Below are 15157 nucleotides of genomic sequence, written 5' to 3' on the forward strand. Positions count from 1 at the left end.
ACTTAGACTTTGGGGGCAAAAAAAACTTCGCCCCAAAATTCAGCAATGCCGAATCTTGGAGCGAAGTCGTTATATATCGTATGATTACATATTAAATGCTTCGTCAGCAATCTTAATGGAGTCCGTAGGGCAGCCATCCGCCGCATCCTGCAAATCATCGTAAAGATCTTCCGGAATCTCGGTGTTGCCGTGATTGCCGTCATTCTTGAAAATCACTTCCGCAATTCCCTCATCATCATAATCATAAATATCTGGCGCTGTTGCTCCGCAAGCACCACAAGCGATGCAAGTATCCTTCTCTACCCAAGTAAACTTAGCCATTATCGTTCCCTCCCAAAAATATATACGGAATAATCTCTATATTGCTTATAGGTAAGCTTGTCTTCCGTTTGCTTAATAGTAGTGTAATCCTTCACTCATCAATATATAACAAACCTTTCACCTTGGCAACAATTCTGCAAATACTAATCGCTCAAATCATCCTTTTGCAAAGAAGTTCCGCGAATACGTTTGTTGCGTATCAATGCGGAAGGGTCATCCCCAAGCATGCCCGCCGTAAGAACAGCATTCTCCCCAAATTTATCTCGCAGGGAGTCCATCGCCTTGGTCAAGGCCTCTTTGCGCGGTTGCTCCTTATAATCGAATAAATCGAGCTGAATAGCGGTCTCATCCTGAGCCGACAGGTTCTGAAGCGTAATGCCGAGCAGCCTGACAGGCTCCCCAGCAGGCCAATGAGCATCGAACAAACGACAGGCTTCATGAAAAATATCGTCGGTAGAATGAGTCGGCACGCGCAGCGTATTGGAGCGGGTAATGGTTGTCATATCAGGCTTCCGAATCGTAATCTGCACCGTGGTCGCCATTAATTTCTGCCGTCTTAGCCTTCTTCCCGTCTGATCTGCCAAATTAAGCATAATCCGATGCGCATCCCCTCTTGCTGTCACATCACTTGGCAATGTCGTTGTATGCCCGATTGATTTATTTTGCTCTCTATCTGGATTAACTGGCGCATGATCAATGCCGTGAGCGGCCATTTTCATCCAGGAGCCCACCGTACCGAATTGCTTGATGAGCATTCCTTCATCTGCTGCAGCCAATTGGCCGATTGTGCGAATTTGCAGCCTACTTAGCTTGTCCGCAGTTTTCTTCCCAATACCAAACAAAGTATCACAAGGCTTATCCCATAACAGGCTTGGCACATCTCGAATTCGGAGAACGGTCATCCCGTTTGGTTTCTTCATGTCGGATGCCATCTTGGCAAGCAGCTTATTGGGAGCAACCCCTATAGAGCAAGGAAGAGACCACTCCGTTCGGATGCGGCTCTGAATGGCTGCTGCAATCTCAAGCGGCGTACCAAATAGCTTGGAGCCGGTAATGTCCAAGTAACACTCATCAATGGAGATGGCTTCGACAAGTGGTGTATATTGTCTTGCGATTTCCATGAAGCCTCTTGAATATTGACGATATAAATAAAAGTCAGGCTGAATAATAATAATTTGAGGACATAGCTTCATCGCTTGTCGGACGGTCATCCCTGTCTTGATGCCTTTGCTCCGCGCTGCGTAAGAGCAGGTCACAATAATGCCCTTACGAAGCTCCACGCTGCCCGCGACAGCTGTCGGTTTGCCCTTGTACAGCTCGGGCTCCTCCGCCTCATGGACCGAACAATAAAAAGCATTCATATCCAGATGCAGAATGACGCGCCCCTTAACGGGATAATCACTTTGAATGTTGGACATATCCAATTCCCTCCTGCCCTTTTCCAGCATAACTGCCTTGCAGGAGGCACGTCAATTCCACTTGCAAGCATCTTGTTTATAAAATTTTCCCTATTCCTCTCTACTTTCTAATCCACAAGTGTTATAATAGTACATTATGATTTGTAATGGAGATAAGTGAAAAAGGAGGCGTCCCGGCTATGACAACATCTATATCGATATTTGATACTACGCTGCGTGACGGTACACAAGGTGAAGGGATTAGCCTGTCCGCAGATGACAAACTCAAAATTGCTCAGAAACTAGACGCTCTTGGCGTTCATTATATTGAAGGCGGAAATCCAGGCAGCAATAGCAAGGACATTGAATTTTTCCAACGGGTGAAGTCTTTGAACCTGCAAGCGAAGCTAACCGCTTTCGGCAGCACCCGCCGCAAATTCAGCTTGGCTGAGCATGATGACAGCTTAGTGCGTATTGTAGAATCCGGCGTCCCAGCTGCTACTCTCGTCGGCAAATCTTGGGACTTCCATGTTCATACGGCGCTGCAGACTACATTAGAAGAAAATCTCGCTATGATCTACGATTCCCTCGCTTTCCTGAAGCAAGGCGGAATGGAAGCCATGTTCGATTCGGAGCATTTCTTCGATGGCTATAAGAACAATCCTGAATATGCAATTGCTGTTCTTCGCAAAGCACAAGAAGCAGGCGCAGACTGGCTCGTACTCTGCGATACGAATGGCGGAACGCTGCCAGGAGAAATTCATGAGATCGTGAGCCGTGTACGTCAGGAGCTCACTACACCAATCGGCATCCATACTCATAACGACTGCGAACTAGCTGTAGCCAATACATTGGCTGCCGTACAAGCTGGCGCTGGCCAAGTACAAGGTACGATTAATGGCTACGGAGAGCGCTGCGGCAATGCCAATCTGTGCTCCATCATTCCGAACCTGCAATTAAAGATGAACTATAATTGCTTGCCTGCCGAGAAGCTGGCTTCCTTAACAAGCACTGCCCGCTTCATAAGCGAGATCGCGAACGTGAACATGCCTGTCGGTCAAGCCTATGTCGGCAACGCCGCATTCGCTCATAAAGGCGGTATCCATGTATCCGCTATCATGAAGGATTCCAAAACCTATGAGCATATCGAGCCAGAGCTCGTTGGCAATAAACAGCGCATCCTCGTATCCGAGCTTGCAGGTCAGAGCAATATCATTTTCAAAGCCCAACAGCTCGGACTAGACATTAATGCCAACAATGAAAAAACGAAAGAAATCATGGCCCACATCAAAGAGCTGGAGCATCAGGGCTACCAATTCGAAGGTGCAGATGCTTCTCTAGAGCTGCTGCTTCGTGAGGCTTTCGGCGAAACCAAGGAGATATTCAAGGTCGAGTCGTTCAAAATGCTCGTTGAAAGCTCCAATGGCCGTATGATCTCTGAAGCGATTGTGAAGCTTAATGTAGACGGGCAGCAAGTCTATACCGCGGCAGAAGGCAACGGTCCGGTCAACGCGCTTGATAATGCGATGCGCAAGGCACTTGTACAGTTTTATCCCAAGATTGAAGAGATCCATCTATCCGATTATAAAGTGCGTGTAATTGATGAGAAGGAAATGACTGCCGCCAAGGTTCGGGTGCTTGTAGAATCTACTAGCCTCGACAGCTCGTGGAGTACAGTCGGCGTGTCCAGCAATGTTATCGAAGCAAGCTGGGAAGCGCTTATTGACAGCATTCGTTACGCTTTGCTCGATATGGCCAAATCCGAGACTGTCCCTACCGATAACTTGGAGCGAATCGGCCTGGTTAATCATTAATCCTATAGCAAATAACGCCCGGCTAGAGCATTCTGCTCTGCCGGGCGTTATTATTGTCATTACTTATATTTATTAATAAGCCGTTCCCATTCAGCCAAAGGAATGACGCCATTAATTCGCTCTTGAATAACACCGTCGGAGTCGATAAGGAAGCTAGTGGGGAAATTCTCCACCTTATATTGCTTCGTAATATCACCCACCCGGTCCATGAGAATAGGGAATGTGAATTCATATTCCTCAACGAACTCTCGTGCTCCGCGCTCTTTATCGAATTTCGTTGCATTAATGCCGACTACATTAATCTCGTCTCCATACTTTTCTTGCAATGCTTGCAGATCTGGCGCTTCCAGCTCACATGGCGCACACCAGGATGCCCAGAAATTAACAAAAGTAAGCTTATCCTGCTTGCCGCCTATTGTATAGGGTTGGTCATTGAGGTCAGGAAGCTGGAATGCGGCGGCAGTGAATCCTGCCTTAGGCTTAAAGTCAGCAGCTGAGGCGGCGGCACTTGGATCATCACTGGACGTCATATATTGGTATACAGCCAATCCTGCTAATACAAATGCTACAACAAATAACGCAGATGCGCGTCTCATCGTTTCATTTCCCTTCTTTCTTCACATCTTCAATTGCTCCTGTCCATCGTACCACGATCTGGAATATAAGCTCAAGGGGAGGTCTTTATATTGAATATATCCATTGCCATTACAAAGGATGCTTATACGGAATTAATAGCCATCTGCCATCGCTTACTCCCGAATGAAGCCTGCGGCATCCTTATTAGTGAGCAAGGCGCTTCAAAGTCCTCCGAGATGCTTGTAAGCTCTGTGCGATCCATACACAATAATCACGTTGCCCCGAAGCATGCCTATTCCTTCGACCCACTGGAATGGACGGATGCTTACTTCACTGCGCAAAAAAACCAACAAACAATTGTCGGCTTCTTCCACTCCCATCCCTCAACGCCGCCTATTCCCTCGGAATATGACGAGAGCGGATATTGGTCAGGCGACAGCAGCTTCACTTATTGGATTATATCCATGTCAAGTCCAGATCATCCAATTGTCCAGCCATATTGCCGAATTTCATCTGTCTTCTATCCGCTTGCGTTAGTTCAACCTAGCTCTTCTTCTTCTCCATTATGGTTCTCAACTGAATAACCCTACTCCATTTACCTAATCATTCTCAAAATTAAGCTTCACAAAAAAAGCCCCAGCTTCGCAAGCCGGCAATCGACTGCTGTGCTAAGGGCTTTTATTTATAAAAAATTCGAACGATTAGTGCTTGCTTAGGTAAGCGTACAAATCAGCTAAGGTGGTAACATTCCTCTCCAGCATGCGAGCCAAGTAGCCACGCCATAACTTAGCCGTCATAACAGCATCTTGAAGCGCATGATGGCGTTCTGTAATGGGAATGCCACTGCTCTCAAGCAGATCATCAAGCGCATACGAGCGCTGCCCGGGGTCAAGCCACTTCGCCACCATCATTGTATCAAGCACGCGATGGTTAAGATTAACTTTGGATGTGCGCCACAGAGCAGCATTGAGGAACTGCTTGTCATGCCCAGCAGCATGAGCAATCAATAATCGTTTGCCGACGAACTCCATGAAATCATGCAGCACTTGCATCAAATCCGGCGCTCCCTCTACTGCCTTATTCGAGATGCCCGTCAAATCCACTATGTGATTTGGAATATGCCTCCCAGGGTTAACCAGGCTGTAAAAGGTCTGCTGCTCGTCTATTTCTGCTCCGCGCATCGACACAGCACCGAACGAGATAATTTCATCCCCATTAGATGGGTAGAAGCCTGTTGTCTCCAAGTCAAACACAACGATTTCGAGCTCCTTCAGCGGCATATCCAGCATAGACTGTTTGCGTTGTCCTTTATTGACAGAACGAATAAATGCCATCTGCTGCGCATTTTGTACGCCCATCATGGAAGCTATTGCAGGCGGAAATCCGCCCATCTTATAAAGATTCCACATCCGCCCCATACCTTTAGGCTCTTTCATTCACCTTCACCACCGCTTGCTTCGTATCTTACATAAGCTTCCTCATCGTTTGCTTGATTACTTTGCGCTGCAGCTTTTTGCTAACCCGCAGACCATTTTTCAATTCTGATGTCATTTCCTTAGATAACTCCCTGCTTGGAAGCTTGCCATTATTAGCATATAGCCCCTGCTTCTTAACCTCGGTAGTCATAAGCCTCAATCGAAGAAACAATCGGAAGGTCTGCTCATAGGCTGCGGCTTCTTCCAAACACAGCTTCTCCTGCCCAGCAAGCCCTCTAATTCTAGCCAAGGTCGAAGTATCTCTCAGCCCAGCTTGAACAGCAAGCAGGCGGAAGGCATTAACCATTGGAATATAAGCGCCGTATTTGATATCAATGCTGCCGGTATCCTCACCATATTGTTCCTTAAGCAATTGTCCAAAAACACCCAAAAGCACCTTATGCCGCATCGTGTTGTCCAGCATTCGCTGTACGATGATCGGATGATTAAGCATATCCGTGAAATAATAATCCTTGAGTTGGTCCAATAAACGGCTGTCCCCATAAATAGAGCGGCTATCCGCCATAATAAGCAAATAACGTACCGACTCCCAAGCAGCCTCCTGAAACCATCCCTCCAGAGTGCTGCGCCATTCCGTTAGGGATTGGCACCAAGCCCTATTGCTGCTAATAACATCTCCTTCACAGGGAGGGTATCCTGCCTGTTCCAAATAAGCAACAATCAGTGATGACAATTGGTGAAAATACTGCTTCGTTGTGATTGGTTCGTTCTCTGTATCCTGATATACAATTCCGCTATCCTGATCACTTGACAAGGTCTGCTCTCCGCGTCCTCCGCTGCCGAACAATAAATAGGTGTACGGCACGGGGGGAAGACCCTTCCCCAGCCGTGCCATCTCTGCCTCACCAAGAGCCACCGCGCGGCAGATTACCGCATCATGCGCCTCATTTAATTGTTCATTGAATGATTCAATCGGACTTTCGTGGAGAGAGGCCCCCATCAGTTCATGCAGCTGATCCCGTAAACTGCGCAGCACCATACTATTATCTGCCTTGCTAATTTGTTTGAGAAGCTGCACACGCACCGGATCTCCCATTCGGCTGTACTCTCCCCTCTGCCTGACATTCCCTGTGTGTAAATTATGCTTGCGTATCTTGTGCCGATTTTTTCAATTGCTCAGGATAACCATATGCGCCATGCTCACTAAGGTCAAGACCTACAATTTCTTGCTCTTCTGTTACACGGAACCCAATAGTAACTTTGATAAGACCAAGAACCAAAAAGGATGCCGCTAATACAAAAGCACCAGTTACTAGAACAGATTCAAATTGAACGACTAGTTGCTTCCAGCTGCCTGTATCAATAAGACCGCCTTGACCGACGCCTACTTTGTCAGCCAGCACTTGTGTAGCAAAAATGCCGTTAGCCAGCGTCCCCCAAATACCTGCCACACCATGAACAGATAACGCGTAGATCGGATCATCAATTTTGAGCTTTTCGAACAGCCTTGCACAGAAGAAGACTAGTACGCCAGCTATAAGACCAATAACAACAGCGGCCCACGGATCAACAAAAGCACAAGATGCTGTTATTGCCACCAGACCTGCCAGCGTTCCGTTCAGTGTAGCTGTTATATCTGCTTTACCCAACACGGCCCATGAGATCAGCAATGCCGCTACCCCACCTGCGCCTGCACCTAACATCGTAGTAAAAGCAACATAACCGAAGAAGCCATCACCGATTGCAAGCGTGCTTCCTGCATTAAAGCCGAACCAGCCTACCCATAGCAGCAAAACGGATAAAGCGGTAAACACTTGGTTATGGCCAGCAATTTCGTTCGCTGAGCCGTCTTTATTAAATCTGCCGATACGCGGTTTCAGCAGCACGGTCGCTGCGAATGCCGCCAATGCACCCGATAAATGAACGACCGTCGACCCTGCAAAGTCTTGTGCGCCATCTTCGGCGAGGAATCCGCCGCCCCAGATCCAATGAGCAACCACCGGATAAATGACTGCAATAAATACGACGGTAAAAATTAAGTAAGAGGATAATTTGGCACGCTCTGCAAAGCCGCCCCAAGCAATAGATAACGAAATCGCTGCAAAAGCCAGTTGGAACAAGAAAAATACGGAGGAAGGTATTCCAGAGCCATCATGCGTCAAAGCGGGGTTAAAAAAGAAATCGCCCCATCCAATTAATGCATTCCCGCTGCCACCAAAAGCGATGCCATAGCCAATAGCCCAATAGATGAGTGCTGCTAAGCCTACCGTAAAGATTGTTTTGCCTGCTACATGTCCCGCATTCTTCATTCTAGTAGAACCAGCCTCAAGCAGAATAAAGCCTCCTTGCATGAGCAGAACTAGCACAAAAGCTACCATGACCCAAAGCGAATTGATGGAAATGTCTAATGCTTCACCAGATAAATCACTGGCAAACGCCATTGCCGGGAACAATAAACACATTGCTGCTACCATGAATATCATTTTTTTGACCATTTCAAACACTCCCTTTTATGTTATGTTTTCTTACACGTTAAGAAAGACTTATTGTCATTATAGTCAGAGGCGTTAGGTTTGACAATCCGAATTTTGCATATTTCATATAAAATGCAAGGAATATACTGAAAAGTGCAAACTGCGTTATGTTAGCTAACAAATTATCGAAATGAATCATAAATCCGAATTGGAAGCATTATAATTCCCCATGTAACACGTTTGACTGTATGGTTGCTTTCCGATTATCATTATAGGAGAACATAGAAGGAAGGTGGAGAGCTTGGGAATATGAACCTATACCGTATTGGCGAGCTAGCCAAATTAGCAGACATCAGTTCTCGGACGATCGATTACTATACATCTAAGGGCCTAGTAGAAGCGGTAGAGCGTTCCGCTAAAAACTATCGCCTATATAGCGATGAAACCTTAGTCCGTCTAGAACGTATTGAAAAAATGAAAAAAGAAAAATATACTCTTGAGGAAATAAAGGCCGCTCTGGATGGCTGGAGCAAAGTAACTCCTGAAGAGGAATTATCTCGCAAGCTGAATGACCTTCAGCATCACTTGAATCAGCTGGAGCGCGAGGTCAAGGAGCTTGAACCGGCTATCAAGAAGATGAAGCCGCGACAAGCTAATCAGCTGTACACCCGTCTGATGCCTCAGACAGCAGCTTGCATTGAAGCCATTGTGCTTCTACTTAATAAAGGGTCATTCATGTAGAGGACCCTATACGAAATATGAACGGAGGTAATGCACTATGTTGTTTTTTCATCCTATGGACTTCCTAATCATCATCGCGTTTGCCGCCTCTATATGGGCTCAGTTCCGCGTAAAGGGAACATTTAATAAATGGGCCGAGGTTCGTTCCATGAGCGGCATGACCGGATATGAGGCCGCTAGACGAATGCTGGATGCGAATGGCCTTCAGCATATCCCAATCGAGCCGGTACGAGGAAGATTAACCGACCATTACGACCCGATTCACAAAGTAGTCCGCTTGTCGGAGCCCGTCTATTATGAGAATTCGATCTCCGCCCTCTCCGTGGCTTGCCATGAGGTCGGACACGCGATTCAGCACAAAGAGAGCTACCCTATGCTCGTACTTCGCCACCGGATCTTCCCGGTCGTTAATATCGCATCTGGTATCGCACCATTCTTATTAATTGCCGGATTCCTATTCAGCGCGACTGGACTGATTGGTCTTGGCATTATCTTCTTCTCGGTTGCCGTAGCTTTCCAGGTTATTACACTGCCCGTTGAATTCAATGCCAGCAATCGCGCACGTGATTTGATGATTTCCGAAGGTTTCATCTCCAACGATGAAGAACGCGGCGTAGCCAAAGTACTGAATGCTGCCGCACTAACCTATGTAGCAGCAGCGCTCATCTCGCTTCTTGAGCTCATTAAGTACATTATGATCTTCACTTCAAGAAGCAACGATTAATCGTTAGTGAAAGAGCAACAAAAAAGCTGAGCATCTGCTCAGCTTTTTTTGTTGCTCTTTTATTTGTCCAATCGCTCATTGAAATATCGAATTAAAAAACCATGAAACACTTTTGCAACCAATGGAAGCTTTTCATTAGAACGATGAATAATGCCAATATTACGTGTCACTCGAGGATTTTGCACACGAACTTTGGCAGGCTGCAGAATGCCTGAATGCTGCAAGGCCATCTCAGGCAGCAGGCTCACGCCCATACCGGCCGCAACCAAGCCCCGTATCGTCTCTGTCTCCTCGCCTTCAAAGCCGATCTTAGGCGTAAACCCGGCTTCCTGACAAGCATCCCATACAATAGGACGGAGCGAATACCCTTCACTAAACAGAACGAACTTCTCATCCTTCAATTGACTCAGATCTATCGTCTCCTCACCTGCCAAGGCGTGATTAGGAGGCAGGATAGCATAGAGCTCTTCTGTCAGCAGCACCTCACCACAGACATGATCATGCTCGTCTGGAAAAGGCGAGATAAAGGCCAAATCAATTTCTCCCTTGACCATATCTCTAATTAGCGAAGGATACATGCCCTGCTTGAACCGGAATCTTACATTAGGGTGCAGCTGCCGGAATGCCGCAACAACCTGCGGAATCAATGATACCCCCAAGCTATGCGGAAAACCGAGCCTGATCTCCCCTTTTTCCGGGTCAAGAAACTCATGAATTTCAACAACTGATCGTTCCAAATCAGCGAGGATCACTTCCATACGTTTCAAGAACAGCTGTCCAACCGGCGTCAGCTGCAAATTACGCCCCTTCTGAAGGAATAGCTTAACACCAAGCTCCTCTTCGAGCTGATGAATTTGTCGGCTTACGGCCGATTGAGCCACATGCAGCTCCTCAGCTGCCTGTGTAACATGTTCTTTCTTGGCTACTTTTACAAAATAGTAGAGCTGCCGAAGTTCCATAATATCCCCTGAGTCTCCCCTGTACCCTCATACTAACGAAAACGTCGCTTCCTAACCATGGCACGATCCAGCAAGCCGTATAACAAAAACCCTGCCAGCAAGCCTCCGATATGTGCCCATAGGTTAATTGTCGACATCATAACAGAATATATGATACCAAACACTAAAATTGTGTAAACTGTTTTGCGCGAGCCTTCGTCAAGCCATGCCTTACGGAACACGGCCAAGAACAGAAAAGCTCCATATACACCGTATATAGCCCCGGAAGCCCCGACCGAATGAACGCCTGGCTCCTTGAGAAGAACCGCTACTAAACTGCTGAAAAAGTTCGCAAACACTCCACAGCATAAATAAAAAACGAAGTACTTCACAGGACGGAGCAAGCGTTCAAGCGGTGGTGCGAATACAAGTAGTGAAAACATATTGAAGAACAAATGCTGAAGTCCGCTGTGCATAAACATCGAAGTGACATACCGCCAAGGCTGTTCCATGCCATACGGATCATACGTCGTATCCGCATAGAACGAGCCGTATTCGTACAGATGCTCCCCCTCAGTCGTACTGCCGGTCACAGCAACGATAATAAAGTAAATAAGGTTAAGAGCAATTAAACCAACTGTCACCGGATAAGAACGCAAATAAACACGGAAACTTTCGTATCTCAAGAAAATCATATCATCACTAACCTCCCAATCATTGGACAATGCCATTTCATTACGATTATAATTAATTTGGTAATGACCATTCCATATAGAGGAGGACATATAATATGTCACAAGAACGTACTGGAGCTGCCACATTCAAAGGCAATCCTATAACTTTAGTCGGACCAGAACTGAAAGTAGGAGACCAAGCTCCTGATTTTACAATTAATAAATCGTTAGTTGAATCCGCTTCGCTTAAGGACTTCGCAGGCAAAGTAAAGCTAATCAGCGTCGTACCTTCCATCGACACAGGCGTGTGTGATGCCCAAACTCGCCGTTTTAACGAGGAAGCTGCTTCCCTAGGCGACAACGTTATTGTACTTACCGTTAGCGTAGATACACCTTTCGCTCAATCCCGCTGGTGCGGAGCTGCGGGCGTAGACAAGGTTGTTCTCCTGTCGGATTACAAAACGCATCAATTCGGAGAAGCTTATGGTGTATACATTAAAGAATTTGGCCTAGATATGCGCGCAATATTCGTTATCGACGCTAATGACAAAATTCAATATGTTGAATATCTGTCCGAAATGACAGAGCACCCGAACTACGAGCAAGCGATCAACGCAACTAAGGCACTGATCTAAATCTATCTGCACAAACAAAGCGAGTGAAGGGAAACCTTCCTCGCTTTATTTGCGCCTAATGCACCTGTTATGAAATTCGATAAGAGGCAAGTTTCTTATCCAGTGCACGATAGATATCAAGAATGACACGATAATTAGAACCTAGGTCACCTAGTGAGCCTCGTGAAGCAGAGTAAATATCGACTGCTGCATTAACAGGAGATACACTAATGACAGAGACGGTTATGTCCATCGTTCTACCAAGCGCTGTACGCTTCTCAAGCACGATTTCCCCAACCGATTGCACTTCATGGAGCACCTTATAGCCTTGCATTTTTTTTAAGGTGGATACAACCTCTTCCCAAGCTTTTTCTTTGGATAGCTTGTAGAAATGAGATTTGAGCAGTGGATCTTTGGCTTTGTCGCCTGTCTGTTCTTGACTGCGTAGCAGCCCGACTAGGGTCCGCTTCAACAACAATGATCTCCCCCTCCGACATCTATGTACGTCAACTGATATTGTAACATGATTAAGCCTATGAAAAAAGAGCTCTGCGCGACATTCCGCAACAGAAGCTCTATAATGACAATTGGATTCCCGCCTATGCCGTCCGACCTACAAGTTTCTGAACCCGCTTACGCAGGTGGGTGACCGCAGAAACGAATTTGAGATCCCTTATTCAGGGCGTGTCAGCCTCGTTACGATATTGATCTCCCGTGAAACAGCCATTGGTTCAAAACAATGAAAAGCCGAAACGAACATCGCAGGATGTATTGCTATTATAGACGTAACCGCCACAAAAGTAAACGTTATAGGCCTGTTATTTATTGGGCTTGTTATTATCTGTATCTGTAAGATCCGTAAATTCCACTTCATCAAGCTGATTAGCCTTCTCTTGTTGCTCTTGAAGCTTCAGATAGATGAGATGGAAATTCCAGAAGGAAAGATAAGCAACTATGCTTCCCATGAAGAAAACGACAAGAAATCCGAATTGAAAACTAATAAATACAACTGCCGCACACATTACAGCTGTCGACAATGAACGAAACGGGCGACCGATTGTAATCAAGATGGAATTCTTCAACAATTGAAACGTTTTCATATGGTAATGTACAGTCATTGAGAAAAAATTAAACGTCGATATAATCAATAACAATAAAAATGCGAGGAAAATATAAGAGACCCAAGCGATCTGTTTCTGATAGAATACAAAGTTCACAACCATGATTATGCATATCAGAGCATAAAAAAGTCCGCCAATCATGCTTTTTACATAATTCTCTTTGTACCCGCGGAAAAATGTTTTGAACAATGGTGCATCAAGCTCGCCCATTACCCACTTGCGGGCAACTGTGAACATCGCCGCTGTAGCAGGGAAGAAAAAGAACGGCGCTACAAGCGCAACCAAAGACATATTATAGATGAATTGGTATATATTATCGGCCGGTATCTCAGTCGCTGGACTTAAAAAAAACACGACTATAAGAATAAAAAGAAAAGGTATCGAACAGATAAGCCATAAAATATTAATGACTGACAAGCGCATAATCCATTCGGAGATACGGTAAAATCCTCCCATTAGACCTCTTGGTTCCACTCAATCTGCCTCCACTATTGTCAAATGGTTAGAAATAAAAAAACCGGCGAAGCCGAGGACGCCCGCAAGGCATCACGGACTTCACCGGTTAGTTCTACTTAGTTATTAACGAAATCATCGGAGCTCTTCGGACGACGCGGCTCGCTGCTGCGGCCTTCCGTACTGCTGCTGCGACCTTCGCTGCTGCGGCCTCTGTTAGCACCGTCACGGTTTTTGCCTTCATAGCCGCGCGAACTGCCGCTGCGTTTGTCATCGCGACCGCGATAACCGCCACCGCCAGTGCTGCTGCCGCTTCCGCCACGGTAACCGCCACCAGTGCTGCCACTGCGATTGCCACTGCCGTAAGAGGAAGAGCCGCTGCCAGAGAAACGACGACCGTTCGACCGAACATCCGGCTTGCGCTTTTTAGCGCGAAGCGGCTCTTCTGGCGTCAACTCAACATTGATATCCTTCTTCTCGCCTGTAAGCAGCTTGATTGCTGCTGCAAGCAAGTGAACGGAATCATATTGCTCAAGCAATTGGATAGCAATTCCTTTGTATTCGGAGAACTCGTCGCTTTGAACGACTTCAAGAATACGCTCAGCCGATACGCGTTGTTTGCCTTCGATCGCTTCTGCAATGCTTGGAAGCGGCTTCCGGTTAATACGCTGGCGAGTTACCTTCTCGATGAAATGCAGGTGATCCGTCTCACGCGGTGTTACGAATGACCAAGCAGTACCCTCTTTACCTGCACGGCCAGTACGGCCGATACGGTGAACATAGCTTTCAGGGTCTTGCGGCAAGTCAAAGTTAATAACATGGGTTACGCCGGATACATCTAGACCACGAGCAGCTACATCCGTTGCTACCAGCACATCAATGCTGCCATCACGGAATTTGCGCATAACATTGTCGCGTTGGTTCTGCGACAAGTCACCGTGCAGGCCATCAGCGGAATAACCGCGTTTTTGCAGGCCTTCACTTAGCTCATCTACACGACGCTTGGTACGACCAAAGATAATAGCAAGCTCAGGGGATTCCATATCAAGCAAACGGCTTAGGGCATCGAACTTCTGACGCTCATGCACTTCAATATAAGCTTGATCGATCAAAGGTGCGGTAATGTTCTTAGGAATAACCGACACATGCTCCGGATTTTTCAGGAACTGTTGTGCAAGCTTTTGGATGTTGGCAGGCATTGTTGCCGAGAACAGCAGCGTTTGGCGCTCCTCAGGCACTTGCTTCAGGATGGATTGAATATCCTCCATGAAGCCCATATCCAGCATTTCATCCGCTTCATCAAGAACAACCGTCTGCACATCTTCCAAACGAATCGTCTTACGGTTAATGTGGTCAAGCAAACGTCCTGGTGTACCAATAATGATTTGCGGCTTCTTCTTCAAAGCGCGAATCTGACGTCCAATTTCTTGTCCGCCATAAATTGGCAACGAACGAAGACCCTTGTATCGAGTTAACTTCCCGATTTCCTCGGCTACTTGAATAGCGAGCTCACGGGTCGGCGTCATAATTAATGCGACAATGCGATCCTCACTAGTCGGAATTTTATTAATTAGCGGTATTCCGAATGCAGCCGTTTTACCTGTACCTGTTTGCGCTTGGCCAATCATGTCGCTCCCTGACATAGCGATCGGGATGGACTTGTCTTGGATAGGGGTAGATTCCTCAAATCCAAGCTCGGTAATTGCCTGCAACACTTTCGGTTCCAGGCCAAATTCAGCAAATGTTTTCAAACTTTCTCATACTCCTTTTATCTGCAGCCTACTTAAAAAATATCCAAACCATTATAGCACATAACAATAGACGAATACCAGCAAAGTGAAAAAAGGCATACTAAGCAGAACAAATTAACGGTC

16 protein-coding genes and 1 other RNA gene are annotated in these 15157 nt (G+C 46.4%); 5 read left to right on the forward strand and 12 right to left on the reverse strand.

The genetic code is table 11. The features are described 5' to 3' along the window. Nucleotides 1–84 precede the first annotated feature (84 nt). Nucleotides 85–321 carry a ferredoxin gene (locus AC50YO_RS13565; RefSeq protein WP_494847668.1) on the reverse strand — a complete coding sequence of 79 codons (237 nt, stop codon included), beginning with the start codon at nt 319–321 and terminating at the stop codon, nt 85–87. Between the two features lie 143 nt (nt 322–464). Beyond that, nucleotides 465–1739 carry a DNA polymerase IV gene (locus AC50YO_RS13570; RefSeq protein WP_494847670.1) on the reverse strand — a complete coding sequence of 425 codons (1275 nt, stop codon included), beginning with the start codon at nt 1737–1739 and terminating at the stop codon, nt 465–467. 179 nt (nt 1740–1918) lie between these two features. On the opposite strand from AC50YO_RS13570, the gene cimA reads away from it, so the two are divergent. After that, nucleotides 1919–3532, forward strand: a complete 1614-nt coding sequence (gene cimA, locus AC50YO_RS13575; protein WP_494847671.1) for a citramalate synthase — start codon at nt 1919–1921, stop codon at nt 3530–3532. Between the two features lie 59 nt (nt 3533–3591). Here the strand turns inward: cimA and AC50YO_RS13580 are convergent, their stop codons facing one another. Next, nucleotides 3592–4128: a TlpA family protein disulfide reductase gene (locus AC50YO_RS13580; RefSeq protein WP_494847673.1), complete on the reverse strand. Its 537-nt coding sequence runs from the start codon at nt 4126–4128 to the stop codon at nt 3592–3594. A 90-nt stretch (nt 4129–4218) separates the two neighbouring features. Here AC50YO_RS13580 and AC50YO_RS13585 point away from each other — a divergent pair, with 90 nt between their 5' ends. Next, on the forward strand, nt 4219–4692 hold the full coding sequence (locus AC50YO_RS13585; RefSeq protein ID WP_494847674.1) for a M67 family metallopeptidase: 474 nt from the start codon (nt 4219–4221) through the stop codon (nt 4690–4692). Between the two features lie 117 nt (nt 4693–4809). On the opposite strand, the gene AC50YO_RS13590 is transcribed toward AC50YO_RS13585, so the two are convergent. Genes AC50YO_RS13590 through AC50YO_RS13600 form a run of 3 tightly spaced genes read right to left on the reverse strand, consistent with a single transcriptional unit; the run spans nt 4810 to nt 8039 of the window. Further along, a complete protein-coding gene (locus AC50YO_RS13590) occupies nt 4810–5544 on the reverse strand; it encodes a 3'-5' exonuclease (protein WP_494847675.1) in 735 nt (244 codons plus the stop codon). 28 nt (nt 5545–5572) lie between these two features. After that, nucleotides 5573–6640, reverse strand: a complete 1068-nt coding sequence (locus AC50YO_RS13595) for a DUF294 nucleotidyltransferase-like domain-containing protein (RefSeq protein WP_494847679.1) — start codon at nt 6638–6640, stop codon at nt 5573–5575. A 43-nt stretch (nt 6641–6683) separates the two neighbouring features. Beyond that, on the reverse strand, nt 6684–8039 hold the full coding sequence (locus AC50YO_RS13600) for an ammonium transporter (protein ID WP_494847683.1): 1356 nt from the start codon (nt 8037–8039) through the stop codon (nt 6684–6686). Nucleotides 8040–8327: 288 nt separating this feature from the next. On the opposite strand from AC50YO_RS13600, the gene AC50YO_RS13605 reads away from it, so the two are divergent. Together AC50YO_RS13605 and AC50YO_RS13610 are read left to right on the forward strand one after the other, a co-directional pair. Then, nucleotides 8328–8759 (forward strand): MerR family transcriptional regulator, encoded by a 432-nt coding sequence (locus AC50YO_RS13605; RefSeq protein ID WP_494847684.1) that lies wholly within the window; start codon nt 8328–8330, stop codon nt 8757–8759. A gap of 37 nt (nt 8760–8796) precedes the next feature. Continuing rightward, nucleotides 8797–9483 carry a zinc metallopeptidase gene (locus AC50YO_RS13610; RefSeq protein WP_494847686.1) on the forward strand — a complete coding sequence of 229 codons (687 nt, stop codon included), beginning with the start codon at nt 8797–8799 and terminating at the stop codon, nt 9481–9483. A 59-nt stretch (nt 9484–9542) separates the two neighbouring features. Here AC50YO_RS13610 and gltC read toward each other — a convergent pair whose 3' ends face one another. Together gltC and AC50YO_RS13620 are read right to left on the reverse strand one after the other, a co-directional pair. Further along, entirely contained in the window at nt 9543–10442 is a 900-nt protein-coding gene (gltC, locus tag AC50YO_RS13615) for a glutamate biosynthesis transcriptional regulator GltC (protein ID WP_494847688.1), read from the reverse strand. 32 nt (nt 10443–10474) lie between these two features. Beyond that, complete coding sequence (locus AC50YO_RS13620) at nt 10475–11206, reverse strand: rhomboid family intramembrane serine protease (RefSeq protein WP_494847689.1); 732 nt, start codon at nt 11204–11206, stop codon at nt 10475–10477. Between the two features lie 5 nt (nt 11207–11211). Here AC50YO_RS13620 and tpx point away from each other — a divergent pair, with 5 nt between their 5' ends. Beyond that, the gene (tpx, locus tag AC50YO_RS13625) at nt 11212–11730 is read left to right on the forward strand and encodes a thiol peroxidase (RefSeq protein ID WP_494847690.1); all 519 of its coding nucleotides are present in this window, start codon (nt 11212–11214) and stop codon (nt 11728–11730) included. Nucleotides 11731–11797: 67 nt separating this feature from the next. Here tpx and AC50YO_RS13630 read toward each other — a convergent pair whose 3' ends face one another. The 4 genes from AC50YO_RS13630 to cshA all read right to left on the reverse strand — a co-directional run bounded on the left by AC50YO_RS13630 (nt 11798) and on the right by cshA (nt 15034). After that, nucleotides 11798–12184 (reverse strand): DUF1499 domain-containing protein, encoded by a 387-nt coding sequence (locus tag AC50YO_RS13630; RefSeq protein ID WP_494847692.1) that lies wholly within the window; start codon nt 12182–12184, stop codon nt 11798–11800. Nucleotides 12185–12297: 113 nt separating this feature from the next. Continuing rightward, a non-coding RNA gene (ssrS, locus tag AC50YO_RS13635) (6S RNA) lies at nt 12298–12480 on the reverse strand. A 47-nt stretch (nt 12481–12527) separates the two neighbouring features. After that, complete coding sequence (locus AC50YO_RS13640; RefSeq protein ID WP_494847693.1) at nt 12528–13304, reverse strand: YesL family protein; 777 nt, start codon at nt 13302–13304, stop codon at nt 12528–12530. Nucleotides 13305–13402: 98 nt separating this feature from the next. Continuing rightward, nucleotides 13403–15034, reverse strand: a complete 1632-nt coding sequence (gene cshA / locus AC50YO_RS13645; RefSeq protein ID WP_494847695.1) for a degradosome RNA helicase CshA — start codon at nt 15032–15034, stop codon at nt 13403–13405. Nucleotides 15035–15157: the final 123 nt, after the last annotated feature.

It is taken from the genome of Paenibacillus sp. J22P59 (assembly GCF_059383895.1).

Excerpts from the sequence above, each read along its gene's own strand:
- AC50YO_RS13565 (WP_494847668.1), bottom strand. The coding sequence starts at position 321 with ATGGCTAAGTTTACTTGGGTAGAGAAGGATACTTGCATCGCTTGTGGT.
- AC50YO_RS13605 (WP_494847684.1), top strand. The coding sequence starts at position 8,328 with ATGAACCTATACCGTATTGGCGAGCTAGCCAAATTAGCAGACATCAGT.
- tpx (WP_494847690.1), top strand. The coding sequence starts at position 11,212 with ATGTCACAAGAACGTACTGGAGCTGCCACATTCAAAGGCAATCCTATA.
- AC50YO_RS13580 (WP_494847673.1), bottom strand. The coding sequence starts at position 4,128 with ATGAGACGCGCATCTGCGTTATTTGTTGTAGCATTTGTATTAGCAGGA.
- AC50YO_RS13595 (WP_494847679.1), bottom strand. The coding sequence starts at position 6,640 with ATGGGAGATCCGGTGCGTGTGCAGCTTCTCAAACAAATTAGCAAGGCA.
- AC50YO_RS13570 (WP_494847670.1), bottom strand. The coding sequence starts at position 1,739 with ATGTCCAACATTCAAAGTGATTATCCCGTTAAGGGGCGCGTCATTCTG.
- AC50YO_RS13620 (WP_494847689.1), bottom strand. The coding sequence starts at position 11,206 with ATGTCCTCCTCTATATGGAATGGTCATTACCAAATTAATTATAATCGT.
- AC50YO_RS13610 (WP_494847686.1), top strand. The coding sequence starts at position 8,797 with ATGTTGTTTTTTCATCCTATGGACTTCCTAATCATCATCGCGTTTGCC.
- cimA (WP_494847671.1), top strand. The coding sequence starts at position 1,919 with ATGACAACATCTATATCGATATTTGATACTACGCTGCGTGACGGTACA.
- AC50YO_RS13590 (WP_494847675.1), bottom strand. The coding sequence starts at position 5,544 with ATGAAAGAGCCTAAAGGTATGGGGCGGATGTGGAATCTTTATAAGATG.
- AC50YO_RS13600 (WP_494847683.1), bottom strand. The coding sequence starts at position 8,039 with ATGGTCAAAAAAATGATATTCATGGTAGCAGCAATGTGTTTATTGTTC.
- gltC (WP_494847688.1), bottom strand. The coding sequence starts at position 10,442 with ATGGAACTTCGGCAGCTCTACTATTTTGTAAAAGTAGCCAAGAAAGAA.